At 73.7% G+C, this 24430-nt stretch carries 22 protein-coding genes and 1 pseudogene; 16 read left to right on the top strand and 7 right to left on the bottom strand.

Annotation, left to right across the window (positions count from 1 at the left end):
* Positions 1-56 precede the first annotated feature (56 nt).
* Both ABD323_RS23860 and ABD323_RS23865 read left to right on the top strand, forming a co-directional pair.
* Positions 57-1232, top strand: a pseudogene (locus ABD323_RS23860) (aldehyde dehydrogenase family protein); the annotation flags it as partial.
* A 50-nt stretch (positions 1233-1282) separates the two neighbouring features.
* On the top strand, positions 1283-2362 hold the full coding sequence (locus ABD323_RS23865) for a Zn-dependent alcohol dehydrogenase (protein WP_344443959.1): 1080 nt from the start codon (positions 1283-1285) through the stop codon (positions 2360-2362).
* Between the two features lie 130 nt (positions 2363-2492).
* On the opposite strand, the gene ABD323_RS23870 is transcribed toward ABD323_RS23865, so the two are convergent.
* Complete coding sequence (locus ABD323_RS23870; RefSeq protein WP_344443961.1) at positions 2493-3086, bottom strand: flavodoxin family protein; 594 nt, start codon at positions 3084-3086, stop codon at positions 2493-2495.
* Between the two features lie 171 nt (positions 3087-3257).
* On the opposite strand from ABD323_RS23870, the gene ABD323_RS23875 reads away from it, so the two are divergent.
* Positions 3258-3719, top strand: coding sequence for a winged helix-turn-helix transcriptional regulator (locus ABD323_RS23875; RefSeq protein ID WP_344443962.1), 462 nt, complete (start codon positions 3258-3260; stop codon positions 3717-3719).
* Positions 3720-3774: 55 nt separating this feature from the next.
* Here the strand turns inward: ABD323_RS23875 and ABD323_RS23880 are convergent, their stop codons facing one another.
* On the bottom strand, positions 3775-4605 hold the full coding sequence (locus tag ABD323_RS23880; protein ID WP_344443963.1) for a hypothetical protein: 831 nt from the start codon (positions 4603-4605) through the stop codon (positions 3775-3777).
* A gap of 124 nt (positions 4606-4729) precedes the next feature.
* Positions 4730-5725, bottom strand: coding sequence for an ArsR/SmtB family transcription factor (locus ABD323_RS23885; protein WP_344443964.1), 996 nt, complete (start codon positions 5723-5725; stop codon positions 4730-4732).
* A gap of 279 nt (positions 5726-6004) precedes the next feature.
* Here ABD323_RS23885 and ABD323_RS23890 point away from each other — a divergent pair, with 279 nt between their 5' ends.
* Positions 6005-6367, top strand: coding sequence for a hypothetical protein (locus ABD323_RS23890; RefSeq protein ID WP_344443965.1), 363 nt, complete (start codon positions 6005-6007; stop codon positions 6365-6367).
* Positions 6368-6509: 142 nt separating this feature from the next.
* Here the strand turns inward: ABD323_RS23890 and ABD323_RS23895 are convergent, their stop codons facing one another.
* Positions 6510-6926, bottom strand: coding sequence for a hypothetical protein (locus tag ABD323_RS23895; RefSeq protein ID WP_344443966.1), 417 nt, complete (start codon positions 6924-6926; stop codon positions 6510-6512).
* Between the two features lie 7 nt (positions 6927-6933).
* Positions 6934-7965: a serine/threonine dehydratase gene (locus ABD323_RS23900; RefSeq protein WP_344443967.1), complete on the bottom strand. Its 1032-nt coding sequence runs from the start codon at positions 7963-7965 to the stop codon at positions 6934-6936.
* A gap of 61 nt (positions 7966-8026) precedes the next feature.
* On the opposite strand from ABD323_RS23900, the gene ABD323_RS23905 reads away from it, so the two are divergent.
* The 4 genes from ABD323_RS23905 to ABD323_RS23920 all read left to right on the top strand — a co-directional run bounded on the left by ABD323_RS23905 (position 8027) and on the right by ABD323_RS23920 (position 12795).
* Positions 8027-8671 carry a TetR/AcrR family transcriptional regulator gene (locus ABD323_RS23905; RefSeq protein WP_344443968.1) on the top strand — a complete coding sequence of 215 codons (645 nt, stop codon included), beginning with the start codon at positions 8027-8029 and terminating at the stop codon, positions 8669-8671.
* Positions 8672-8802: 131 nt separating this feature from the next.
* Positions 8803-10824, top strand: coding sequence for an oxidoreductase (locus ABD323_RS23910; protein ID WP_344443969.1), 2022 nt, complete (start codon positions 8803-8805; stop codon positions 10822-10824).
* 212 nt (positions 10825-11036) lie between these two features.
* A complete protein-coding gene (locus tag ABD323_RS23915) occupies positions 11037-11645 on the top strand; it encodes a PadR family transcriptional regulator (RefSeq protein WP_344443970.1) in 609 nt (202 codons plus the stop codon).
* Between the two features lie 82 nt (positions 11646-11727).
* The gene (locus tag ABD323_RS23920; protein WP_344443971.1) at positions 11728-12795 is read left to right on the top strand and encodes a LacI family DNA-binding transcriptional regulator; all 1068 of its coding nucleotides are present in this window, start codon (positions 11728-11730) and stop codon (positions 12793-12795) included.
* Positions 12796-12874: 79 nt separating this feature from the next.
* On the opposite strand, the gene ABD323_RS23925 is transcribed toward ABD323_RS23920, so the two are convergent.
* Complete coding sequence (locus ABD323_RS23925) at positions 12875-13435, bottom strand: DUF3515 family protein (RefSeq protein ID WP_344443972.1); 561 nt, start codon at positions 13433-13435, stop codon at positions 12875-12877.
* A 152-nt stretch (positions 13436-13587) separates the two neighbouring features.
* Between ABD323_RS23925 and ABD323_RS23930 the strand changes: the two genes are divergently transcribed.
* Complete coding sequence (locus ABD323_RS23930) at positions 13588-15132, top strand: ricin-type beta-trefoil lectin domain protein (protein ID WP_344443973.1); 1545 nt, start codon at positions 13588-13590, stop codon at positions 15130-15132.
* 96 nt (positions 15133-15228) lie between these two features.
* On the opposite strand, the gene ABD323_RS23935 is transcribed toward ABD323_RS23930, so the two are convergent.
* Entirely contained in the window at positions 15229-16074 is an 846-nt protein-coding gene (locus ABD323_RS23935) for a GntR family transcriptional regulator (protein ID WP_344443974.1), read from the bottom strand.
* A gap of 273 nt (positions 16075-16347) precedes the next feature.
* Here ABD323_RS23935 and ABD323_RS23940 point away from each other — a divergent pair, with 273 nt between their 5' ends.
* Genes ABD323_RS23940 through ABD323_RS23970 form a run of 7 tightly spaced genes read left to right on the top strand, consistent with a single transcriptional unit; the run spans position 16348 to position 24419 of the window.
* Complete coding sequence (locus ABD323_RS23940) at positions 16348-17691, top strand: ABC transporter substrate-binding protein (RefSeq protein ID WP_344443975.1); 1344 nt, start codon at positions 16348-16350, stop codon at positions 17689-17691.
* Between the two features lies 1 nt (position 17692).
* Positions 17693-18643, top strand: coding sequence for a carbohydrate ABC transporter permease (locus tag ABD323_RS23945; RefSeq protein WP_344443976.1), 951 nt, complete (start codon positions 17693-17695; stop codon positions 18641-18643).
* Complete coding sequence (locus ABD323_RS23950; protein ID WP_344443977.1) at positions 18640-19542, top strand: carbohydrate ABC transporter permease; 903 nt, start codon at positions 18640-18642, stop codon at positions 19540-19542. Before ABD323_RS23945 ends, ABD323_RS23950 begins: the two co-directional genes overlap by 4 nt.
* Positions 19539-20801 carry a 6-phospho-beta-glucosidase gene (locus ABD323_RS23955; RefSeq protein WP_344443978.1) on the top strand — a complete coding sequence of 421 codons (1263 nt, stop codon included), beginning with the start codon at positions 19539-19541 and terminating at the stop codon, positions 20799-20801. The genes ABD323_RS23950 and ABD323_RS23955 overlap by 4 nt, the downstream gene beginning before the upstream one ends.
* On the top strand, positions 20798-21904 hold the full coding sequence (locus ABD323_RS23960) for an N-acetylglucosamine kinase (RefSeq protein ID WP_344443979.1): 1107 nt from the start codon (positions 20798-20800) through the stop codon (positions 21902-21904). The genes ABD323_RS23955 and ABD323_RS23960 overlap by 4 nt, the downstream gene beginning before the upstream one ends.
* On the top strand, positions 21901-23430 hold the full coding sequence (locus ABD323_RS23965; RefSeq protein WP_344443980.1) for a glycoside hydrolase family 3 protein: 1530 nt from the start codon (positions 21901-21903) through the stop codon (positions 23428-23430). The genes ABD323_RS23960 and ABD323_RS23965 overlap by 4 nt, the downstream gene beginning before the upstream one ends.
* Before the next feature lie 2 nt (positions 23431-23432).
* On the top strand, positions 23433-24419 hold the full coding sequence (locus ABD323_RS23970) for an aldo/keto reductase (protein ID WP_344443981.1): 987 nt from the start codon (positions 23433-23435) through the stop codon (positions 24417-24419).
* The last annotated feature ends 11 nt before the right edge of the window (positions 24420-24430 follow it).

Raw genomic sequence — 24430 nt, forward strand, 5'->3', positions numbered from 1 at the left:
CCCAAGGAGTTGGATAACCGGCTTGTCTTCCTAAGACCGCTTGGCCTCCGACTTAGCAGGAGATCGCCGAGACGGTGCGCACCGAGCAGGGCAGCCCGATCACCTTCGCCACCACCGTGCAGGCCGCGCTGCCGCTCGCGGTCGCCTCCTCCTACCTGGACATCCTGGCCGACTACCCGTTCGAGGAGCGGGTGGGCAACTCCACCGTCTTCGCGGAGCCGGCCGGCGTGGTCGCCGCGATCACCCCCTGGAACTACCCGCTGCACCAGATCGTCGCCAAGGTGGTGCCGGCGCTGGCCGCCGGGTGCACGGTGGTCCTCAAGCCCGCCGAGGACACCCCGCTGGTGGCCCGGCTCTTCGCCCGCCTCGTCGACGGGTCCGGCTTCCCCGCCGGAGTCTTCAACCTGGTCACCGGGACCGGCGCGGTGGCCGGCGCGGCGCTGGCCGAGCACCCGGGCGTGGACCTGGTCTCCTTCACCGGCTCCACCGCGGTGGGCCGCTCGATCGCGCAGAGCGCCGGGCGCGGGATCAAGCGGGTCGCGCTGGAGCTGGGCGGCAAGTCGGCCAACGTGGTGCTGCCCGGCGCGGACCTGGCCCGGGCGGTCAACGTCAACATCGCCAACGTCTTCGCCAACTCCGGCCAGACCTGCACCGCCTGGACCCGGCTGCTGGTCCACCAGGACCAGTACGAGGAGGCGGTCGAGCTCGCCGCCAAGGCGGCCGCCAAGTACCGTCCCGGCGACCCGGCCTCGCCGCAGACCCGGATGGGACCGGTGGTCAGCGCCCGGCAGCGCGAGCGGGTGCGCGGCTACATCGAGGCGGGCCTGGCGCAGGGAGCGCGGCTGGTGACCGGTGGCGCCCAGGCGCCGGCGGACCTGCCGGTCGGCTACTACGTCGAGCCCACCGTGCTGGCCGACGTGACGCCGCAGATGACGGTGGCCCAGGAGGAGATCTTCGGCCCGGTGCTCTCGATCCTCGCCTACCGCGACGAGGAACACGCCCTGGAGATCGCCAACGGGACCGAGTACGGGCTGGCCGGCGGGGTCTGGGCCGGCGACGAGGCGACCGCGGTGGCCTTCGCCCGCCGGGTGGACGCCGGCCAACTGCACATCAACGGCGGCCAGTTCAACCCGCTGGCGCCGTTCGGTGGGTACAAGGCCTCCGGTGTGGGGCGGGAGCTGGGGCGGCACGGCCTGGAGGAGTTCCTGCAGTCCAAGTCGCTGCAGTTCTGAGCCGCCCGCCTCCCGCCTCCCTCATTCCGCCAACCCCGAGGACTGCCACCATGGTTCGTGCCGCCCTGCTCCACACCGTGGGTGCTCCGCTGGAGCTCACCGAGATCGACCTGCCCGAACCCGGCCCCGGCCAGGTGCGGGTGAAGCTGGCCGCCGCCGGCGTCTGCCACTCCGACCTCTCGCTGGCCACCGGACTGCTGCGCGCGCCGGTGCCGGTGGTGCTCGGTCACGAGGGCGCGGGTACCGTCGCCGCGGTCGGCGAGGGCGTCAGCAGCGTGCGACCGGGCGACCCAGTGGTACTCAACTGGGCTCCTGCCTGCGGTGGTTGCCACTTCTGCGGGCTCGATGAACCGTGGCTGTGCGAGCACGCGGGCGCCGGCGCCGAGCGGACCTACGCCGCGCTCGCGGACGGCACCGCGCTCTACCCGGGCCTGGGGGTGGCGGCCTTCGCCCAGGAGACCGTGGTCGCCGAGCGGGCGCTGCTGCCGCTGCCCGCGGGCGTCCCGCTCACCTCGGCCGCGCTGCTGGGCTGCGCGGTGCTCACCGGCTACGGCGCGGTGCACAACGCGGCCCGGGTGCGGGCGGGGGAGTCGGTGCTGGTCTACGGCCTGGGCGGGGTCGGCCTGGCCGTCCTCCAGGCGGCCCGGATCGCGGGGGCGGGCCCGATCATCGCGGTGGACGTCAGCCCGCAGAAGGAGGAGCTGGCGCTGCTGCACGGCGCCACCGACTTCCTGCTGGCGGACGAGGGGACCGCCCGGGCGGTGCGCAAGCTGACCGGCGGGTACGGCGCCGACCAGGCGTTCGAGTGCGTGGGCCGGGGCAGCACCGTGCGGGCCGCCTGGTCGGCCACCCGGCGCGGCGGTCGCACCACGGTGGTGGGCATCGGCGGCAAGGAGGACCTGGTCTCCTTCTCCGCGCTGGAGATCTTCTACTTCGCCCGGACGCTCGGTGCCTGCGTCTACGGCAACAGCGACCCGGCCCGGGACATCCCGGTGCTGGCCGAGCACGTCCGGGCCGGGCGGCTGGACCTGGAGGCGCTGATCACCGACCGGATCACCCTGGAGGAGATCCCGGCCGCCTTCGAGCGGATGGCGGCCGGGCAGGGCGGGCGCTCGCTGGTGGTGTTCTGAGGCAGCCGGTACTGCGGGCCGCTGACGGCGGGCCGCAACGCCGATGGGCCGCACCCCTTTCCCCGGGGTGCGGCCCATCGGCGTTCCGTCACGAGTCCGCGGCGCGTCGGCGAGCCGGTGCGTGAGTGGGTCAGGCCGCGGCCGCGGCGGCCTTGCCGGCCAGGAAGACGGCGGTCTGCTCGGCGACCCGGCGGCCCAGGTGCTCCGCGGTGGCGACGTCCGCCTTGTGCACGCCCTCGACGCCCTGGTCGACGTTGCTCTGCGCGCCGGCGCCGAGGAAGAAGCCCAGCCGGTTGAGGTCGTTCTCGGAGGCGGTGCTGCTGTTCCAGCCCGGGTGCAGGCCCAGGTTCACCCAGGTCATGCCGTGCTGGGCGGCGAAGATGCTCAGGAACTGCAGGGCGGCGAGCTTGTCACCGCTCTTGGAGCCGGAGTTGGTGAAGCCGGCCGCGAGCTTGTCCTTCCAGGCGCTGGTGAACCAGCGCGGGGTGCTGGCCTCGGCGAAGGTGTGGAACGCGCCCGCGGCCCCGCCCATGTAGGTGGGGGTGCCGAAGACGATGGCGTCCGAGGTGTCCAGCAGGGTCCAGTGCTCCTCGCTGATCTCGTCGACCTTGATCAGGTGGACGGTCGCGCCCGCGGCCTCGGCGCCCGAACGGACGGCCTCGGCGAGCACGGTGGTGTGGCCGTAGCCGGAGTGGAAGGCGACGGAGATGACGGGGCTGGTCACAGCGGTGCTCCTCATGATCAACGGGTCGATGGCGGCGGCCACCGCGGTGGACCGCGACGGCTGCTGCGCTGGTGACCGCCGTGGCGGCTGCCTTGCGCTGAGAAAAGGAAAGCACTTTCTTTTTGACAGCGCAACCATGGAGTTAGCGCTGCGCCCGCGTATGATGTGGCTATGGCGACCGAGAGATCCGCCGGACCACCAGCCGGCCCCCACCAGGACGATGCGCCGTGCGAGCTCGCCTTCGACGTGTTCGCGCGCACCTGCCCGTCACGGAGTGTGCTGAAGAACGTCACGCACGCCTGGGGCAGCCTCACCCTGGCCGGGCTGTACGACGGCAGCCTGCGCTTCAACGAGCTGCGCCGCCGGGTCGACGGGGTGAGCGAGAAGATGCTGTCGCAGACCCTGCACGCGCTGGAGCGCGACGGTCTGGTGCACCGCGAGGCGCAGCTGACCAACCCGCCGCGCGTCGACTACCGGCTCACCGAACTGGGCCGCACCGTCGCCGAGCGACTGCTCGCGCTGATCGAGGTCGTCGAGGCCGGCCTGCCCGAGATGCTCACCGCCCAGGACCGCTACGACGCCGAGCACCCGGTCGCCGACAGCCCCCAGCAGGCCGGCGTGCCCGCCCGCTGACGGGTCGGTGGCGGTGGTAGCAGTGGCGCGCGGCGGGCTGGACGATCCTCGTCCGTCAGCCCCCGTGACCAGTGCCGCGCCACTGTGCGGCCGCGGCCCGGACCTGCGCCAGCGCGCGCTCGCGGTCGGCCGGCGGCGGCTCGAACCGTCCGGCGCTCACCCGGACGTGCTCCTCCCAGCGGTCCTGCCAGAACTCGACCGTCCAACCGGGCCAGCGCCGCGGCATCTCGTACGCCTCCGCCGACGCCCCGAGCGTCCACCAACCGATCCGCCGCCGCAGCGGATCGACGTGCATCCCGGCCTCCGCCGGCACCCGGCAGACACCGTGCTGCGGGCCCCCCGCCAGCCGGTCGAGCAGCGCGGCACCCTCCCGGATCGGGTGGTCGCCGGTGTGCGCCACCAGGTAGCAGCCGGCCGCCCCGGCCGTCACCACCGCGACCATGGGCTCGGGGTCGGCCAGTTCCTCGTCGCCCGGCTCCAGCAACGATCCCACCGCGGGACCGAGTCGGCGCTCGCGGACGCGTTCGGGGTCCAGCCCCAGGTAGGTGCGCAACTCCGCGGGGCCGTCGTAGGTCCACCGGACCTCCCACCCCGCCCACGCCGCCCGCAACAACTCCAGGGTCGCGGCCCGGTGGCGCATGACGGTGCTCGGCCCCTCCCAGGCGAAGAACATCAGCACCCTCCGGCCGAGGTCGATCAACGCCGCACCCTGGCAGAGCACGTCGTCCAGCCACCAGTCGTCAACCCGCAGGCCCCGGACCATCGAGAGCACCGCCGCCGGCCCCGCCAGCAGGTCGAGGTCGATCCCCACCGCCCCGAAGCGGGAGAGGTACAGCTCGAACTCACCGCTCTCGCGGACAACGACGAAGTTCGCACGGTCGGCCATCCGCCCAGGATGGTCAACAACAGGGCCGGGCCGCCACCGAATTGCCGCTGCCGAATTGCCGCTGCCGTGCCACCCGAGCGATCACGAGGGCGGCCCGCGCGGGGCCGGCCCGTCGGCTGTGCCGTCAGTGGGCCCGGGGGGCGGCCAGCAGGTCGGTGGCGCGGGCGGTGCGCTGGTACAGGACGTGCTGTCCGGCGCGGGTGCGGGTGATCAGCCCGGTGCGGTGCAGGATGCCGAGGTGGTAGGAGACCGTGCTGGTGGCGAGGAAGTGCCGTTCGCTCAGTTCCGCGGTGGTGCGGGCGGTGTGCAGGTCGGCGAGCAGGCGGGCGCGGGTCACCCCGAGCAGGGCGGGCACCGTCGGCCCGGTGGGGGTCTGCGGCCCGGGCCGGCAGGGGTAGGCGAACATGGGCTGCCGCGTGGCGGGCCCCGGTATCGAGTCGATCACGACCCGTAAGTCCGTGGTGAACACCGAGGGGGTCAGGACCAGGCCGGTGCTGGTGGGGATCCGGCCTCGCAAGCGGCTGACCAGGGTCAGCTGATCGTCGCTCCAGAGCAACCTGGGATGCAGGGCGGCCAGCATGCCGGACAGGCCGTGGCGGGCGATCGTCCGCGCCCGGTGCCCGATGTCCTCCTCCATGCGGGCCCGCAGCGCCATCCACTGCGGGGCGAGGGCCCCCTCCCACAACTGGTGCAGCTCCGCCGCCAGTTGCTCGGCGAAGTGCTGCTCGCCCCGCTCCAGGGCGTCGCGCAGGACCACGGGAACCACCCGGCCCGCCAGCCGCTCCTCGCTGACACCCTGGGCCATGACCCGCAGTTCCCAGCGCAGACGCGCGGACTGCGTGGTGGCGACCGTGTGCAGCTCCTCCTGCAGTCCGGTCGCCGGGCCCGGGGGCTGCGGTGTCAGGAAGTCCGGCACGTAGTCCCAGGAGCCGCTGAACAGCGAGCCCAGCAGAACGAGCTTCCGGCCCTGGACCGCCTCCTGGACCCTGCTCCGCCAACCTCCGCCGCCCGACGGCCTGTTGTCGCGCAGGAGGCGGAGCGCGCCGATCGCGGTGCTGAGCGGCGAGATCGCGAACCGGGTGTTCGCCAGGACGGCGCGGTCCAGGTCGAGGTGGAGCACGACGCCCTCCGGGGTGAGCTGCCGGCGGCCGGGGCGTCCGGGCAGCCGATGTCATGAGTATTCGAACCTGATCGAATCATTCGAAGGGTGGGCCCGTCCTGCGATTCCCTTCAGTTGGGAACGGACGGCACGGACGACGCCGCCGGTCCTCGAAGAGTGAACTCGACTTCCAGAGCCCACGAGCCGGTCCACGGACCCGCCCGGGAGGCGGGCCTCCGGGCGGGGCCCGAGGGCACGGTGGGTCGAGGCAGTCAGCCACCCAGCAACGAGGAGAGACTCATGATCAGGAAGCGCACCACCGTCCGCCTCGGCGCCGTCGCCGCCGTCGCCACCCTCGGTTTGGGCCTCGGCGCCGGGATGGCGTCGGCCGATACCACCTTCCCGGCCAACGTCCCCGGCTGCGCCGGATCCATGACGGTCACGCGGATCGGCGGGCACGACTACGTGCAGGGCGTCGTGATCTCCACCACGGGCGATGGCTGCAGCGTGGACCTCACGCAGTCGAACGGCCGGAACTCCAGCAACTGGACCGCCACTCGTGTCCCGGCCAGGACCCAGCAGCTTCAGGACTCCGGGATCACCTCGTACGTCGTCGTGTGCAACATGAACACCGGCCGGTGCGCCACCAGCGCCTCGTACTGACCGAGCTCGCCGGTTCCGTCCTGGCCCCGCTCCGGGGGACCGGACCGGGACGGAACCGGCGCCGCGTGATCCTGAACTCGGCCACGAGGCGCGGGCTTTGCTGCGTACGCCGGATTGTCGGGCGCAGGTGACGTCGACTCGTCTAGCCGACCAGCTCGATCCGCTCGACGGGCGGCAGCTCGGTGGGCATGTCGTCGGTGACCCAGGCGTACTCGAGGGCGCCCAGCAGGCCGTCGTCCTCCAGCCAGAGCAGGAACTCGCCGATGTACTCGCCCTGTTCGTCGACGACGGCGGCGCCCACCGGTGCCAGCCTCGCCATCGGCCCGGCGCGCAGGGCGGGTTCGCGCACCCGCAGGTCGACGCTGAGCGAGCGCGGGAACCAGGCGCCGGTCACCTCGGTGTGGTCGAGCTGGCGGCGCAGCGCCTCGGCGCCGGCGAAGTCGGCGGACAGCAGCAGCTCCAGGACGGCGCGCTCGGCGGCGTTCAGCGGACGCGGTGGGTCCGGCGCAACGGCGGGCGGCGGCTCGGACGGCACGTCAGGTGGCACGGTGGTCGGCACGGCGGGCTCAGCCGGTCGGGTCCGGCGCCGGCGCCGCCGGCGCGGCGAGGTCGGCCGGGTCGGCGTTGGCGCCGCAGAGGATGACGGCGATCCGCCGGGCGCCGGCGGTGGGCGGGGTGTCGAGCGCCGCGTAGGCCGTGGCCGCGGCGTGCTCGACGGCCAGCCGGTACCCGTCCCAGAGCTCCTGGCGGGCGCGGACGATGGCGCTGTCCGCGACCAGCACCGAGTGGACGCCTCCGTCCAGAGCCCCGTCCAGAGCCCCACCCGGCGATCCGCCACGGGCCGCGTCGAGGGCCAGCCGGGTGACACGGCGGGCGCCCAGCGAGTCGGCGGCCACCGACCGCACCGGGACGTCCACCGGCTCGCCCGCCGCCAGTGCGGCGTTGAGCGCGCGGCAGTCGGCCGGTTCGACGGCGACGGTGCGCACCCCGTGCTCGCGCGCGGCGGTGGCCACCCCGGCGAGGAGTCCGCCCCCTCCGACCGCGACCAGCACGGTGTCCAGGTCCGGCACCCGCAGCAGGATCTCGTCCAGCAGGGTGCCGGCGCCGGCCGCGATCAGCGGGTGGTCGTAGGCGTGCGAGGCCAGCGCCCCGGTGGCCGCGGCGTGCTCCTCGCAGGCGGCCAGCGCCTGCGCGTACTCGCTGCCGACCAGCCGCACCCGGGCGCCGTACGAGCGCAGCCGGGCGACCTTGACGGCGGGCGCGGTGGCGGGCAGGAACACGGTGGCCGGCACGCCCTGGCGGGCCGCGGACCAGGCACAGGCCAGCCCGGCGTTGCCGCCCGAGGCGATGGTCACACCGGCGGCCGGCAGGGTGCCGGCCTCGCGGTGCGCGGCCAGGAAGTTCTGCGCGCCGCGCGCCTTGAAGCTCCCGGTGTGCTGCAGGTGTTCGAGGGCGAACCAGACCTGGCGGTCGCGCGGATCCCCACCGCCACCGCCACCGGTGCCGGGGTCGGCCGGTGCGAGCGCGACCGGGCGCACCGTCCCGGCGATCCGGCCGGCGGCCGCCTTGATGTCGCGGTAGCTGAGCTGGTGCTGCACGGGGACTCCCGTCCGGTTGGCTGGCGCGCCCTGTGGTACGCCGTACGTTACGGTGTCACACATGCCCCGGCCAACCCCGCTCAGCTACCTCGCCACCCCGCAGCGGATCGCCGAGGCCGCGCTGGAACTGCTCGACGAGGAGGGGCCCGGCGCGCTGAGCTTCCGCGCCCTCGCCGACCGGCTCGGCGTCTCGCACATGACCATCCACCGCCGCTGCGTCGACCTGGCCGGCCTGCTCGACCTGTGCGTGGACCAGCTCGCGGCCACCATGCCCCTGGTCGCCCCCGGCACCGACTGGGCCGACGCCACCGAGGCCCGGTTCGGCTCGCTCTACCGGCTGCTGACGGCCCGGCCGAGCCTGCTCGCCCTGCGCGGCGGCCGCCCCTGGCTCGGCCCCCACCTGCTCGCCCGGCTGGTCGAGCCGCAACTCGCCGACAGCCTGGCGGCCGGCCTCACCCCGCTGCAGGCCATCACCGCCTACCGCCGGATGTACCTGCTCACGCTCGGCAGCGCCGGCTTCGTCGACCACCGGGACCCGGCGGGCGCGATCGCCACCACCCGCGCGGCGCTGGCCGCCCTGGACCCCGTGGTGTTCCCCGTGCTGACCGGTCACCTGGCCGAGATCCTGCCGGCGGTGGTCGACCACGAGGTCTACTACGGCGCCCTGCGCCAGCTGATCGAGGCGGCGCGGCCGGCCACGCGATAGCCGGGCGGGTGGCCGGCGGGCCGCCCCGGCGGGGTGTCCACCAGCCTGCCCCGAGCCCACTATGAAACTAGTTGCACAACCTCCGGCGGACCCCTACCGTGTGGTAACCACCGTCGCGCGAGGAGAGCCCGATGACCGCCTACCCCCACCTGCTGAGCCCGCTGGACCTGGGCTTCACCACGCTGCCGAACCGGGTGCTGATGGGTTCGATGCACGTGGGGCTGGAGGAGGCGCCGAACGGCTTCGAGCGGATGGCCGAGTTCTACGCCACCCGGGCGCGCGGCGGCGTCGGCCTGATCGTCACCGGCGGGATCGCGCCGAACGAGGCGGGCCGGCCCTGGGAGGGCGGCGCGATGCTGACCACCGAGGCCGAGGCCGCCGAGCACCGGGTGGTCACCGACGCCGTGCACGCGGCCGGCGGGCGGATCGCGCTGCAGATCCTGCACTTCGGCCGCTACGCCTACCACCGGGACCTGGTCGCCCCCAGCGCGCTGCAGGCGCCGATCAGCCCGTTCGTGCCCAACGAGCTCACCGCCGAGCAGATCGAGCAGACCATCGAGGACTTCGCGCGCTGCGCCGAGCTCGCCCGGTCGGCCGGCTACGACGGTGTCGAGATCATGGGCTCCGAGGGCTACCTGATCAACGAGTTCATCGCCGCGCCGACCAACCACCGCACCGACGCCTGGGGTGGCGAGTACGCGAACCGGATGCGCTTCCCGGTCGAGATCGTGCGCCGGGTGCGGGAGCGGGTCGGGACCGACTTCATCCTGATCTACCGCCTCTCGATGCTCGACCTGATCCCCGGCGGCTCCACGCTGCCGGAGGTGGTCGAGCTCGCCCGGGCCGTCGAGGCGGCCGGCGCCACCATCATCAACACCGGCATCGGCTGGCACGAGGCCCGGATCCCCACCATCGCGACCTCGGTGCCGCGCGGCGCCTACAGCTGGGTCACCAAGAAGGTGATGGGCGCGGTCTCGATCCCGCTGGTGACCAGCAACCGGATCAACACCCCCGAGTTGGCGGAGCAGTTGCTCGCCGACGGCTTCGCCGACCTGGTCTCGCTGGCGCGCCCGCTGCTGGCCGACCCCGACTTCGTGGCCAAGGCCGCGGCCGGCACCCCCGAGGCCGTCAACACCTGCATCGGGTGCAACCAGGCCTGCCTGGACCACACCTTCAACCTCAAGATCACCTCCTGCCTGGTCAACCCCCGGGCCTGTCACGAGACCGAGCTGGTGCTGTCGCCCACCCGCAGCCGCAAGCGCGTCGCGGTGGTCGGCGCCGGCCCGGCGGGCCTGGCCTTCGCGGTGTCGGCGGCCGAACGCGGCCACGCCGTCACGCTCTTCGAGGCGGCCGGCGAGATCGGCGGGCAGCTGAACATCGCCCGCCAGGTGCCCGGCAAGGAGGAGTTCGACGAGACGCTGCGCTACTACCGCAACGAGTTGACGCTGCGTCAGGTCGACGTCCGGCTCGGCACCGAGGCCACCGCCGAGGAGCTGGCCGGCGGGGGCTTCGAGGAGGTGGTGCTGGCCACCGGCGTCACCCCGCGGATCCCGCCGATCCCCGGCGGTGACCACCCGAGCGTGCTCAGCTACCTGGACGTGCTGCGCGACAAGGCGCCGGTCGGCGAGCGGGTCGCGATCGTCGGGGCGGGCGGCATCGGCTTCGACGTCGCGGCCTACCTCACCGACCCGGGCCGCGGCGCGAGCCTGGACGCCGAGGTCTTCTTCGAGCAGTGGGGCGTGGACACCACGCACACCACCCCCGGCGGGCTGCGGCCGCCGGTGCGGGCCGGCTCGCCGCGCACCGTCCACCTGCTGCAGCGCAAGACCAGCAAGGTCGGCGCGGGGCTGGGCAAGACCACCGGCTGGATCCACCGCACCGAGCTCAAGCACCGCGGGGTGAGCATGGTCGCGGGCGTCGAGTACCGGCTGATCGACGACGCCGGCCTGCACCTGACCGTCGACGGCGAGCCGCAGCTGCTGGCGGTGGACACCGTGGTGCTCTGCGCCGGTCAGGACCCGCGCCGCGACCTGGTCGAGGAGCTGCGCGAGCGCGGCATCGAGCCGCACCTGATCGGCGGCGCGGACGTCGCGGCCGAACTCGACGCCAAGCGCGCCATCGACCAGGGCACCCGGCTCGCGGCCGCGCTCTAGGGGCCCTGAGGGCGGACGCGCCGAGGCATCCGGGCCGTCCGGGTGCCGATGGAACGCACGCGATCGGTCGCTATGCTGCTCGCCGGTGCGCAGGCACCGTGCACCGCCGGGCAGCGCGGGACCCACCGGGACGGACCCGCCGGGGACGCCGCGGGCGGCCCGCGCCGGACGTCGGGAGAGGCCGGACGTCAGGAGATGAAGGAGGCCCGGCCATGTCGCTCCCGCACGCCATCCTCACCGCGCTGCTGGAGAAGCCCTCCTCCGGGCTGGAGGTGACCCGGCGCTTCGACAAGTCGATCGGTTTCTTCTGGTCGGCCACCCACCAGCAGATCTACCGCGAGCTGGCCAAGCTGGAGCAGGCCGGGCTGATCCGGGCGATCCCGCAGCCGCCCAGCCGTGGGCAGCGCAAGGAGTACGAGGTGCTGGCGCCCGGGCGGGAGGCGCTGGCGGCCTGGGTGGGGGAGCAGCAGGAGCCCAAGCAGGTCCGGGACGCCCTGCTGCTGCGCCTGCGGGCCGCCGCGGTCGTCGAGGCGCCGGGGCTGGCCGCCGAGCTGCGGCGCCATCTGGCTCTGCACCAGCGGCAGTTGGAGCAGTACCTGGAGATCGAGCAGCGCGACTTCCCGGTCCGGGAGGCCGCGACGCGAAGCCGCCTGCAGCACAGCGTGCTGCGGGCCGGCATCGGGCTGGAGACCTTCTGGGTCCAGTGGCTGACCGAGACGATCGCCGACCTGCCGAGCGGGTCCACCGGCGACCTGCACGGCGATCGCGCCGCCGAGCCGCCGAGCGATCCCGCCGCCGAGCCGCCGGTCACCGGGGCGTAGGCCGGGACGGGCCGGGCCACCGGGTGGGGGCTGCTGCCAGAATGTGCAGCAGCCCAGGCCTGAAACGTTCACGAGGTGAGTGATGAGCCCCACCGCACAGCGCCCAGCCGCACCGTCGAGCGGGTCCCTGGGCGGGCGTGGTCAAAGCCGTCCGACCCTGGAGGAGGTGGCGGCGCTGGCCGGGGTCGGCCGCGGCACGGTCTCGCGGGTGATCAACGGCTCGCCCCGGGTCAGCGAGCGGGCGCGGGCCGCCGTCGAGCGCGCGGTCGCCGAGCTCGGCTACGTGCCCAACCGGGCCGCCCGCACCCTGGTCACCTCGCGCACCGACGCGATCGCGCTGGTGGTCCCGGAGGCCGAGACCCGGCTCTTCTCGGAGCCCTACTTCGGCGACATCATCAGCGGGGTGTCCGCCGAACTGTCCGACACCGACATGCAGTTGCTGCTGGTCCTGGTCCGCAACCAGCGCGAGCGCGACCGCTTGTCGGCCTACCTGCGGGCCCAGCGGGTGGACGGCGTGCTGATGGTCTCGGTGCACCGCGACGACCCGCTGCCGACGGCCCTGGAGGAGCTGCGGATCCCGTCCGTGCTGGCCGGCCGGCGCGGCGACCACGAGCCCCTGAGCTACGTGGCCGCCGACAACGCGGGCGGCGCCCGGATGGCCGTGCGCCACCTGCTGCGGCGCGGCTGCGAGCGGATCGCCACCATCACCGGGCCGCTGGACATGGAGGTGGCGCAGGCCCGCCTCAGCGGCTACCGCTCCGCCCTGGAGCAGGACGGCCGGCCGCCGCGCGAGGACCTGGTGGGCCTGGCCGACTTCACCGAGGCGGGCGGGCGGGCCGCCATGGCCGAGCTGCTGGAGCGGGTGCCGGACCTGGACGCGGTCTTCTGCGCCTCCGACGTGATGGCCGCCGGCGCGCTGCAGGTGCTGCGCGCCGCGGGCCGCCGGGTGCCGCAGGACGTGGCACTGATCGGCTTCGACGACTCGATCGTGGCCCGGCACACCGACCCCCCGCTGACCAGCGTCCGCCAGCCGATCGAGGAGATGGGCCGCACGATGGCCCGCCTCCTGCTGGACGAGATCGCCGACCCCGGCCGCACCCGGCGCCAACTGGTCCTCGCCACCGAACTGGTGGTACGCCAGTCGGCCTGAGCGCCGCGGGAGCGCCGGAGGGTCCGGGTGCGCCGGCGCCCCGCCGTCGGCACGTGCGACGCGGCGGGCCCGGTGTCCCTCAGCCCTGGTCCTGGTTCGGGTCGGCGTTGAGTTGGCCGCTCAGGTCGGGGACGGTGGCGATGACCGCGGTGGAGATGGCGGCCAGGGGGTCGGCCGCGTAGCGGTAGGCGCCGGCCGGGACGGCCACCTCGACGTAGAGGGCGCGCAGGGTGGTGGTAAAGCGGTAGCCGCCGTGGTCGTCGTGTTCGAGGTACCACTGGACACCGTTGACGTTGGGCCCGGTGGCGGCCCGGTTCGCCAGCACGCTGAGCGAGGCGGGCCGCGGGACCCCGCAGCGCAGCACCGTGCGGGGTGCGCTGCGCCACACCGCGACGTAGGGGGAGTTCGGCGGGTCGGCGCGCGGGTGGTCCAGGAGCGCGGCCGGCAGGGCCTTGGCGAGCGCCAGGCAGGGGGCGACGGCCCGGGCGTCCGGCACCGGGGCGGTGGTGGGCGGCTGCCAGTCGACCGCGCTGACCAGCAGGGCTCCGGTGCAGGCGAGCAGCGCGAGCGGCGGCGCCAGCCAGCGGACGGGAGCCGGCAGGGCCTGCAGGGCGCGGATCGGACGCTGGAAGCGGGGCACCGGTCGATGGTAGCCGGACCGCGTGGACGGGCCGCAGGTGGGCCGTGCGGCCGGGTGCCGGACGGTGTCGGACGGTGCCGGTTCGACCACGGTCGGGAAAAGCCGGGCCGAACCTCTTGACCAGTGGTACTTACCAGTCAAGGATGCCGGTCATGACATCTCCGTTCCCCCGGCGCGGGGCGGCCTTCGCCGCGCTCGCCGCCGGTTCCCTGCTGCTCTCCGGTCTCGCGTCCGGCGCCCCCGCGCTGGCCGCCCCCGCCGTTCCCACCGCCGCCCCCGCGGCCTTCGCCGCGCCGGCCGCGCCCGCCGCGACCTCGCCGGTCACCGTCCAGGAGTGGCTCTACCCCGGCAAGTCCGGCTCGGTGACCTGCAGCGCCGCCGCCGAGTACGCGGACGGCCGCGTGCAGAACGGCGTGCTGAAGCCCGAGTACTACGACTTCGACACCAACGGCAACGCGGTGCTGGCCGCCGCCACGAACTCCGCCTACGCCTGCAACGGCTACAGCGCGGCGAACGCGGCCGACGTCAAGGCGCACTCGGCCCAGCAGTACATGACCATCTCGCTCGCCGACCTGCCCTCCGAGGAGGCGCTGACCGGCAGCGCGGCGAAGAGCGCGGCCGGCGTCAAGACGGTCACCGACTTCGCCAAGAGCATCGGATTCACCGGTGTGGACGTGGACTTCGAGAACTACTGGGACTGGAAGGGGCAGGACCAGGCCAACTACTACACCTTCCTGACCAACCTGGCCACCAGCCTGCACAACGCCGGGCTCAAGCTCCAGGTCGAGGGCCCGCCGGACACCACCACCGGCTTCAACTACGGCTCGGTGCTGGCCGCCGGGGCCGACCAGGTGGTCATGATGGCCTACGACGACGAGTACCAGTCGCCGGCCGGCAGCACCTGTCTGGCGTTCTCCCCGTACGACTGGATGAAGGACCTGATCACCAGCGCGCTGGCCCAGATCCCCACCGCCCAGCGCGGCCGCTTCGTCGCCGGCCTGCCGGCCGAGGCGTACACCGCGACCGCCAACTGCCAGAACATCGTGGGCAACCAGACCGTTCTCGACATGACCAAGGCGCCGGGCTACTCCACCGATCCGCAGGTGATCGCCTCCCGGCGTGACCCCGACTCCGGTGAGATCCGCTGGAGTTCGGGCGGCGCGTTCTACGACTACGTGGACCAGACGGCGCTGGACAGCAAGTTGGCGCTGGTGCGCAGCCTGGGCGTGAGCAACGTCTCGGTCTGGGCGCTGGGCGGCGGCAACGCCTGGTTCTCGGCCGGCGCGCTGGGCGGCGGCGGTGGCACCGGTCCGGGCTTCGTCTCGTCGGCCAGCGGCCGCTGCATGGACGTGCCGGGCTCGGTGGGCGCCAACAGCACCCGCCTGGACGTGCACGACTGCGACGGCTCGGCCGGTCAGGCCGTCGTCCAGGGCACCGGCAACACCCTGCAGGTGCTGGGCAAGTGCGTGGACGCCTCGGGCCGCAAGACCACGGCCGGCACCCCGGTGATCCTCTACACCTGCAGCGGCGCGACCAACCAGCAGTGGACCAGGGGCGCCGACGGCAGCTTCACCGGGGTCCAGTCCGGGCTGTGCCTGGACGTGACCGGTGGTGCGGTCAACGCGCCGAACGGCACCCAGCTGGAGCTGTGGCCGTGCACCGGCCAGGCGAACCAGATCTGGACGCCGAAGAGCTGACCGGAACGTGCGAAACGGCGCAGGGGTGAGCCACCGGCTCACCCCTGCGCCCGTTCCGTCGGCAACGGGACCGACCCGGCCCCACCCCCGCCCCGCTCAGGACGGCGAGGCGAAGAACGGGTCGGCCGGCAGCCCCTGCGGGTCGTCGCCGCCCGCCGCCGTCGACCACTCGCCGGCCAGCACCCGCCCGCGCCCGCGCCCCTGGGCCAGCGAGAGGCGCGAGACGATCCGGTAGCGGTCCCCGCGGTAGACCGAGTGCGCGAACTCGATCACCCGCCCGAGCCCGTCCTCGGTGACCCGCTCGAAGAGCAGGGCCGGGAAGTGCGCGGGCACCCCGAGCAGGCCGGCCTCGTCCTCGTCGGTGACGGTCGGCTCGATGGTCTGCACGGCCTCGGTGACCCCGATGCCGTAGCGGGTCTCCAGCAGGTCGTAGAAGGAGTGCTCCTCCAGGTCCTGGGCCGTGATGCCGGGCACCAGCTCCTCCGGCAGGTAGAGGGTGTCCACCGACATCGGCTCGCCGTCCACCAGCCGCAGCCGGGTGATCCGCAGCACCGGCGCGGAGGGGGCCAGCCGCAGCCGCCGTCCCACCCGGGCGCCGGCGCTGATCCTGGTGAAGTCCACCGTGCGGCTGGTCCAGGTACCGCTCACCCCCGCGACCGTGTGGCGCGTGCGCGAGGTCTGGGTCAGGTCCTGCGCGATCTTCGGCTGGGCCACGAACACCCCCTGTCCCTGTCGGCGTACCAGCTTCCCGGCCCGGACCAGGTCGTCGACCACGGCGCGCAGCGTGGGTCGGGAGACCTCCAGGTCGGCGCAGAGGCGCCGCTCGGAGGGGATGCCCTCGCCGATGTCCAGGGTCTCGATCAGGTCGAGCAGGTGCTCCCGGACGCGCTCCCGCTTGGAGAACGCACGGGACCCCCCGGATCCGGCGGCCTCGTCGGTCACAACGTGCTCCTCACCGGCCGCTGGCGCGGCGTGGTCTGTGATGGCTCCACGTGACCGGCGCAACCGGTCTCGCGAAGCTTCTGATGTCGGGATGCTGTCGAAAAACTTACCAGTGGTCAAGGTCTGGTGGCACTGGTCCACCAGATGGTAAACATTCTTCCAGCTTCGCCGCAGGCTCGCGTCGATTACCGCGAACCTCCCCCTCACCCCTGCCCGCCTCCCCCGTGGAGGTCGTCGGCCTGCCTCCCCTCCCCGTGCGATTGAGGTCCCCCCATGAGAAGCAGCTCCAGAACCGCCGCGTTCGCCCTGTGCACGGCCGTCACCGCCTCCCTGCTGGCCGGGTGCGGCACCACCGGCTCGGGCGGCGGCGGTGCCGACATCGGCGCGGACGACACCACCCCGGTCACCATCACCTTCTGGCACGCCTTCACCTCCGACCGGGAGACCGCCGCGGTCAACCAGGCGCTGGCCCTCTTCCACCAGAAGTACCCGTACATCACGGTGAACAGCGTCAAGGGCCAGACCGACGACAAGATCAACCAGGCGATCCGCGGCGGCACCGCACCCGACGTGGCGGCCTCCTTCAACGCCGGCAACGTGGGCGGCTGGTGCTCCTCCGGCGCGTTCCAGGACCTCGGCCCGGACATCACCGCCGACCACGTGGACCTCTCCGGCATCCCCGCCGCCGTCCAGGACTACACCGCCTTCCAGGGCAAGCGCTGCACCATGCCGTGGCTGGCCGACACCTTCGGGCTCTACTACAACAAGAAGCTCTTCGCGGCCGCCGGCATCACCAACCCGCCCAGGACGATGAGCGAGCTGGCCGAGGACGCCAAGAAGCTCACCGCCTTCAACCCGGACGGCTCGATCAGGACGGCCGGCTTCATGCCGTACTTCGGCGGCTACGAGATGCTCACCGAGCACCTGGTGCCCAGCTGGGGCGGCCACTGGCTGACCCCCGACGGCCAGTCGAACACCGCCAAGGACCCGGCCTTCGCCCAGGCGCTGACCTGGCAGAAGAACCTGGTCGACTGGTTCGGCGCGGCCAAGCTGAAGACCTTCAAGACCTCGATGGCCACCGAGCAGTCCGCCCAGAACGCCTTCGAGACCGGCAGCCTGGCGATGATGGTGGACGGCGAGTGGCGCACCGCCTTCATCAAGGGCGACAACGCGGACGTCGACTACGGCACCGCCCCGATGCCCGCCGCCGACGACCAGCCCAAGCTGTACGGTGCCGGGTACGTGGGTGGCAACGTGATGGGCATACCCAAGGGCGCCAAGCACCCCGGCGCCGCCTGGAAGCTGCTGAAGTTCCTCACCACCGACACCGACGCGCTGGTCACGCTGGCCAACCAGGTCGGCAACGTGCCCACCACGCTGCCGGCGCTGGAGTCCCCGAAGCTGACGCTGACCGAGGACCCGCACTTCCAGCCGTTCCTGGACGTCTTCAAGAACCCGAACACCACCACCACCCCGGCCGCCCCGGACGGTGGCGCGTACGTGACCAACTTCGAGCCCTTCGCCGAGAAGTGGCAGGACGGACAGGTGCCCGACCTGAAGGCCGGCCTCGCCCAGGTCGACCAGCAGAACAACGCCGCACTCAAGCTCGGTCAGTGACGTGGCGGCCACCCGCGCCGCCGCCGCGCCCACCGTGCCGGCCGTGCGCCGGCGCCGCCTGATCGTGCTCGCCTTCCTGGCGCCGTGGCTGATCGGCTTCGCCGTCTTCCTGCTCTACCCGCTGGTCACCACGGTCTACCTGTCCTTCACCAACTCCAACATGATCTCGCCGGCCCGCTGGGTGGGGCTGCGCAACTACCGCTACCTGCTCGACCAGGACCCCTACGTCTGGCAGGCGATCCGCAACACCGGCTGGCTGGTGGCCGTGATGGTCCCGGCCCAGGTGCTCTTCGCGCTCGGCGTGGCGATGCTCACCGCCCGGCTGAAGGCCGGCGCCGGGATCTTCCGGACCCTCTTCTACCTGCCGGCGCTGGCCCCGCCGGTGGCCGCCACGGTGGCCTTCGTCTTCCTCTTCAACCCGGGCACCGGGCCGGTCGACCAGCTGCTGCGCGCGCTGGGCCTGCCCGCGCCGCTCTGGTTCAGCTCGGAGGACTGGTCGAAGCCGGCGCTGACCCTGCTCGCCCTGTGGGGCAGCGGCAGCGCGATGGTGATCTTCCTGGCCGCCCTGCTGGACGTCCCCGCCGAGCTCTACGAGGCCGCGGAGCTGGACGGGGCCGGCGCCTGGAAGCGCTTTGTGCACATCACGCTGCCGACCATCGGACCGGTGCTGCTCTTCTCCGCCGTGACCGCGGTGATCGCCGCGCTGCAGTACTTCACCCAGGCGATGGTGGCCGCGCAGGTGGCCGGCAACACCCGCAACGAGGTCTCCACCGGCTACCCGGGCGGCAGCACGCTGACCTACTCCGGGTGGCTCTACACCAACGGCTTCAGCCAGTTCCACATGGGCTACGCCTGCGCGCTGGCCGTGCTGCTCTTCGTCGCCACCATGCTCTTCACCCTCGTCCTGCTCCGCCGCACGGCCGGCTTCACACCCCAGGAGGCCGGCGCATGACGGCTCTTGCCCCGACCCGCGGGCGTCCGCGGACCGCGCTCCACTCGGCCCACCTGGCCGCCCGCGGCCGGGCCCGGCGCCGGCGAGCGCTGATCTGGGTGGCCGAGCACACCCTGGCGCTGACCCTGGTCGCGCTCTTCACCGGCCCGCTCGTCTTCATCCTCCTGACCTCGGTGATGACCGACCAGCAGTCGCTCAGCAGCGAGTTGTGGCCCCAGCACTGGCAGTGGTCCAACTACGCGGAGGTCTTCCGGCGCGCGCCGATGCTCACCTGGCTCGGCAACACCCTGCTGTACGCGAGCGCCGCCACCGTCGCCATGCTGCTCTCCAGCGTGCCGGTCGCCTACGCGCTGGCCCGGTTCCGCTTCCGCGGCCGCAACACCGCCTTCCTCGGCGTGGTCACCATGATGATGCTGCCGCCGCAGGTCCTGGTGATCCCGATGTACCTGTTCTGGGCGCATCTCCATCTGACCGGCACCATATGGCCGTTGGTGCTCCCGGCGCTCTTCGGTGACGCGTTCTCGATCTTCCTGCTGCGCCAGTTCCTGCTCACCCTGCCGCAGGAGTACCTGGACGCGGCCCGGATCGACGGCTGCGGCGAACTGCGGGTGCTCACCCGGGTGGTGCTGCCGATGATGCGCCCGGCCATCGCGGCGGTCGCGCTCTTCCAGTTCTTCTCGGCCTGGAACGACTACTACGGCCCGCTGATCTACACCGGCGAGAACCCCGCGCACTGGACGCTGGCGGTGGGCCTGGCCAGCTTCAAGACCTCGCAGGCGGTGGCCTGGAACCTCACCATGGCCGCCACCCTGATCGCGATGGCGCCGGTGATCATCGTGTTCTTCCTCGCCCAACGCGCCTTCATCGAGGGCGTCACCATGACTGGAGTCAAGGGATGAAGATCGTCGTCGTGGGTGGCGGATCCACCTACACACCCGAACTGGCCGACGGATTCGCCCGGTTGCGCGACCAGTTGCCGATCGACGAGCTGGTGCTGGTCGACCCCGACGCCGCCCGCCTGGAGCTGGTCGGCCCGGTCGCCGCCCGGATCCTGGCCCGCCAGGGGCACCCGGGCAAGCTGGTCACCAGCACCGAGCTGGACCCGGTGCTGGACGGCGCCGACGCGGTGCTGCTGCAACTGCGCGTCGGCGGGCAACAGGCCCGGCTGAGCGACGAGACGTTCCCGCTCTCCTGCGGCTGCGTGGGCCAGGAGACCACCGGGGCGGGCGGGTTGGCCAAGGCACTGCGCACCGTCCCGGTGGTGCTGGAGATCGCCGAGCGGATCCGGCAGGCCAACCCGCAGGCCTGGATCGTGGACTTCACCAACCCGGTCGGCATCGTCACCCGGGCCCTGCTGGACGCCGGCCACCGCGCGGTGGGCCTGTGCAACGTGGCCAAGGGCTTCCAGCACACCTTCGGCGAGTGGCTGGGGGTGGACGCCGAGCGCGTCGAGCTGGACCACGTCGGCCTCAACCACCTCACCTGGGAACGCGCGGTGCGGGTGGACGGCGAGGACGTGCTGCCCAAGCTGCTCGCCGAGCACGCCGAGAGCCTGGCCGCCCGCTGCCTGCTGCCGGTGGACGTGCTGCACCGGATGGGCGTGATCCCCTCCTACTACCTGCGCTACTACTACGGCCACGACGCCGTGGTGGCCGAACAGTCCACCGGCGGCGCCGCACGGGCCGAGGAAGTCGCCGACCTGGAGCGGCAGTTGCTGGACATCTACGCCGACCCCACGCTCGACGTCAAGCCCGCGCTGCTCGGCGAGCGCGGCGGCGCCTACTACTCCGAGGCCGCCATCTCGCTGGTCGGCGGCCTGCTGCGGGACACCGGGGAGGTGCAGGTCGCCAACGTCCGCAACGGTGACACGCTGCCCTTCCTGTCACCCGACGCGGTGATCGAGGTGCCGGCCCGGATCTCGGCCGCCGGCGCCGAGCCGCTGCCGGTGGCGCCGCTGGAGCCGCTGTACGCCGGCCTGATCGCGCACGTCGCCGCCTACGAGGAGCTCGCGGTCGCCGCCGCCGTGCACGGCGGGATCGAGCGGGTCGAGGACGCCCTGCTGGCCCACCCGCTGGTCGGCCAGATCGAGCTCGCCAGGAACCTGGCCGCCGAGCTGCTCGCCGCCAACACCGTTCACCTGCCGTGGAGTTCGTCATGACCGCAGAGCCCGCGCTGTTCCTGGCGGTGGACGGCGGCAACAGCAAGACCGACGTCCTGCTCGGCCGGGCGGACGGCCACCTGCTGGGCCGGGTCCGCGGTGGGCCGTTCCGCCCGCAGGTCACCGGCCCGCCGGCCGCGCTGGCCGCGCTCGGCGGGCTGCTCGAGGCGCTGCTGGCCCGCGCGGGCCGGCCGGCCGGGTTGCCGGCCGGAGAGCCCCTCGGAGCACCGGTGGGACAGCTCTCGGCCTTCGTCGCCGGCGCCGACCTGCCCAGCGAGGAGGCCGAGTTGACCGCCGCGCTGGCCGCGCTCGGCTGGGCCCGCCAGGTGCACGCCGCCAACGACACCTTCGCCCTGCTGCACGCCGGGGCCCGGGCCGGCTGGGGCGTGGCGGTGGTCTGCGGGACCGGGATCAACTGCGTGGGGCTGGGCCCGGACGGCACGGTGGCCCGGTTCCCCGCACTCGGCGAGATCTCCGGCGACTGGGGTGGTGGCGGCGACCTGGGCCGGGCGGTGCTGTGGCACGCGGTCCGCGCCGAGGACGGCCGCGGCCCGGCCACCACGCTGGCCGCCGCGGTGGCCGAGCGGTTCGCCCTGCCGACGGTGGCCGCGGTCACCGAGGCGCTGCACCACGGCCGGCTCGCGCCCAGCGCCCTGCACACGCTGACCCGCCCGCTGCTGGCCGCCGCCACGGCCGGCGACCCGGTGGCCCGCGCGCTCCTGGAGCGCCAGGGCGACGAGATCACCGCGATGGCCGTCACCGCGCTGCGCCGCCTGGACCTGCTGGAGAAACCGGCCGAGGTGGTCCTGGGCGGCGGCGTGCTGGCGGCACGGCACCCGCACCTCGCGCGGCGGGTGGCGGACGGCATCCCGGCCGCCGCCCCGCGGGCCGTGCTGCGCACCGTCACCCTGCCACCGGTCGCCGGCGCGGCGCTGCACGCCCTGCACGCGCTGGGGACGCCGGCGGACGGAGCCCGGGAGCGGCTGCTGCGGGAACTGGCCGACACCGAGCCCGACACCGAGCCCGCCCCCGAGCCCGTCGCCCCCGAGCCTGTCGCCCCCGAGCTCGCGCTCCCCGCGCCCGCCCCGGCGGTGGCCCGGTGAGCGCGGACCCGCGACTGCCCGCCGAGCTGCGGCGCTGGGCCGACGCCTGCATCCTGCCCGGCTTCGACGGCCCGCGCGCCCCCGACTGGCTGCGCCGCCGGATCGCCGAGGGCGTGCGTGGAGTCGTCCTCTACCACGCCAACATGGCCGGCCCCGAGGCGCTGGCCCAGCTCACCGCGGAGCTGCGCGCCGAGAACCCCGACCTGATCATCGGCCTGGACGAGGAGGGTGGCGACGTCACCCGGCTGCACCTCACCGAGGGCAGCCCGTGGCCCGGCCACCTCACGCTGGGCCAGGCGGACGACCCCGACCTCACCCGCCGCACCGCCCGCTCGATCGGCAGCCGGCTCGCCGAACTCGGCGTCAACCTGGACCTGGCCCCGGTGGTCGACGTCAACACCGCGGCCGGCAACCCGGTGATCGGCACCCGCTCGTTCGGCGCCGACCCGGCCCGGGTCGCCGCCCAGGGCGCCGCGTACGTCGAGGGTCTGCAGTCCACCGGTGTGGCCGGCTGCGCCAAGCACTTCCCCGGCCACGGCGCCACCACCGTCGACTCGCACCACGACCTGCCGCGGGTCACCGAGGAGCGCGAGGCGTTCGAGGAGATCGCCCTGCCGCCGTTCCGGGCGGCGATCGCGGCCGACGTGGCGGCGGTGATGACCGCGCACATCCTGCTGCCCTGTTACGACACGGTGCCCGCCACGATCAGCCGCACCCTGCTGACCGGCGTGCTGCGCGAGCGCCTCGGCTTCACCGGCGCGGTGATCACCGACTCGCTGGAGATGCGGGCCGTGCACGACCGCTACGGCATCGCGGGCACCGCGCTGCGGGCGGTGGCGGCCGGCGCCGACGCGCTCTGCGTGGGCACCCGGCACGGCGAGGCCCGCGCGCAACTGCTGCGCGAGGAACTGGTCGGCGCGGTGCTGCGCGGCGAACTCGCCGCCGAGCGGCTGGCCGAGGCCGCCGCCCGGGTCGAGGCACTGGCCGCGCGGGCGGTGCTCCGCCCGGCCGGCGCCCCGCCGTCGTCCGACGCAGGCCCGCCGGCGGAGGACGGCGCCGGCCTGCGGGCGGCCCGACAGGCGCTGCTGGTGCGGGAGGTCCCGGTACTGCGGCAGGCCCCGGTGGTCCTGGAGTTCCAGGACGAGCCGACCCCCGCCATCGGCGACACCGCCTGGGGCCTGGGCTCGCTGCTGGCCGAGGCCCTCGCGGGCACCGAGGTGCTCGACGTGCTGCCCGACGCCGCCCCCTCGGTGGGCCACCTGCCCGCCGTCCGCCCGATCGTGGCGGTCGTCCGCGACCTGCACCGCCACCCCGCCACCCTGGCGGCGGTCACCGCGCTGCTGGCCGCCCGACCGCGCACCGTGCTGGTCGAGATGGGCCTGCCGCACCACCAGCCGCACAGCCCCGGCGGCTACCTGGCCACCTACGGCGCCTCCCGGGTCGCCGCCCTCGCGGCCGCCGAGGTCCTGCTCGGCACCGCCCCGCCCGCCACCCCCTGCTCCGGAAAGCGACCTGACGCACCATGACGATGTCCTACACCCGCCTGGGCCGCACCGGCCTGTCCGTCTCCCGGCTCTGCCTGGGCACCATGAACTTCGGTGACCGCACCCCCGAGCCCGACGCCCACGCCATCCTGGACAGCGCGCACGAGCACGGCATCAACCTGATCGACACCGCCGACGTCTACGGCTGGACCATGACCAAGGGCCTGACCGAGGAGATCATCGGCCGCTGGTTCGCCCAGGGCGGCGGCCGGCGCGAGCGCACCGTGCTGGCCACCAAGGTCTACGGCACCATGCCCGACCTGGGCCGCGAGAACTGGCCCAACAGCGGCCGGCTCTCCGCCCTGCACATCCGGCGCGGCGTGGAGGCCAGCCTGCGCCGCCTGAACACCGACTACATCGACCTCTACCAGATGCACCACATCGACCGCCGGACCCCGTGGGAGGAGATCTGGCAGGCGATGGAGGTGCTGGTCGCCCAGGGCAAGATCCTCTACGTCGGCTCCAGCAACTTCGCCGGCTGGCACCTGGCCACCGCCCAGGCCGCCGCCGAGCGGCGCGGACTGTTCGGGCTGGTCAGCGAGCAGTCCGTCTACAACCTCCTGGAGCGCGCGGTGGAGTCCGACCTGATCCCCTCCGCCACCCACCACGGGCTGGGCCTGCTGCCGTACTCCCCGCTCAGCGGTGGCCTGCTCGGCGGGATCCTGCGGCGCACCGCCGAGGGCGGCCGGCGCGCGGACCCGGCGCTGCGGCAGAAGATCGAGTCCGTTCGCGAGCAGCTCACCGCCTACGAGGCACTGGCCGCCGAACTCGGCCACGCCCCCGGCGAGCTGGCGCTGGCCTGGCTGCTCCACCAGCCCGCCGTCACCGCCCCCGTGGTCGGCCCCGGCACCCGGGCCCACCTGGACGCCGCCCTCGCCGCCCTCACCATCGAGCTGGAAGGGCCCGTCCTCGACCGCCTGGACGAGATCTTCCCCCGCCGGCTCGAAGCCCCGGAGTGCTATGCCTGGTGAACACCGCTGCG

Source organism: Kitasatospora nipponensis, assembly GCF_039528135.1.
Lineage (GTDB): Bacteria > Actinomycetota > Actinomycetes > Streptomycetales > Streptomycetaceae > Kitasatospora > Kitasatospora nipponensis.

What these genes read in the sequence shown, in the direction of transcription:
- ABD323_RS23865 (WP_344443959.1), top strand. Translation starts at nt 1,283, where the DNA reads ATGGTTCGTGCCGCCCTGCTCCACACCGTGGGTGCTCCGCTGGAGCTC.
- ABD323_RS23875 (WP_344443962.1), top strand. Translation starts at nt 3,258, where the DNA reads ATGGCGACCGAGAGATCCGCCGGACCACCAGCCGGCCCCCACCAGGAC.
- ABD323_RS23880 (WP_344443963.1), bottom strand. Translation starts at nt 4,605, where the DNA reads ATGGCCGACCGTGCGAACTTCGTCGTTGTCCGCGAGAGCGGTGAGTTC.
- ABD323_RS23890 (WP_344443965.1), top strand. Translation starts at nt 6,005, where the DNA reads ATGATCAGGAAGCGCACCACCGTCCGCCTCGGCGCCGTCGCCGCCGTC.
- ABD323_RS23905 (WP_344443968.1), top strand. Translation starts at nt 8,027, where the DNA reads ATGCCCCGGCCAACCCCGCTCAGCTACCTCGCCACCCCGCAGCGGATC.
- ABD323_RS23910 (WP_344443969.1), top strand. Translation starts at nt 8,803, where the DNA reads ATGACCGCCTACCCCCACCTGCTGAGCCCGCTGGACCTGGGCTTCACC.
- ABD323_RS23915 (WP_344443970.1), top strand. Translation starts at nt 11,037, where the DNA reads ATGTCGCTCCCGCACGCCATCCTCACCGCGCTGCTGGAGAAGCCCTCC.
- ABD323_RS23920 (WP_344443971.1), top strand. Translation starts at nt 11,728, where the DNA reads ATGAGCCCCACCGCACAGCGCCCAGCCGCACCGTCGAGCGGGTCCCTG.
- ABD323_RS23930 (WP_344443973.1), top strand. Translation starts at nt 13,588, where the DNA reads ATGACATCTCCGTTCCCCCGGCGCGGGGCGGCCTTCGCCGCGCTCGCC.
- ABD323_RS23940 (WP_344443975.1), top strand. Translation starts at nt 16,348, where the DNA reads ATGAGAAGCAGCTCCAGAACCGCCGCGTTCGCCCTGTGCACGGCCGTC.
- ABD323_RS23950 (WP_344443977.1), top strand. Translation starts at nt 18,640, where the DNA reads ATGACGGCTCTTGCCCCGACCCGCGGGCGTCCGCGGACCGCGCTCCAC.
- ABD323_RS23955 (WP_344443978.1), top strand. Translation starts at nt 19,539, where the DNA reads ATGAAGATCGTCGTCGTGGGTGGCGGATCCACCTACACACCCGAACTG.
- ABD323_RS23960 (WP_344443979.1), top strand. Translation starts at nt 20,798, where the DNA reads ATGACCGCAGAGCCCGCGCTGTTCCTGGCGGTGGACGGCGGCAACAGC.
- ABD323_RS23970 (WP_344443981.1), top strand. Translation starts at nt 23,433, where the DNA reads ATGTCCTACACCCGCCTGGGCCGCACCGGCCTGTCCGTCTCCCGGCTC.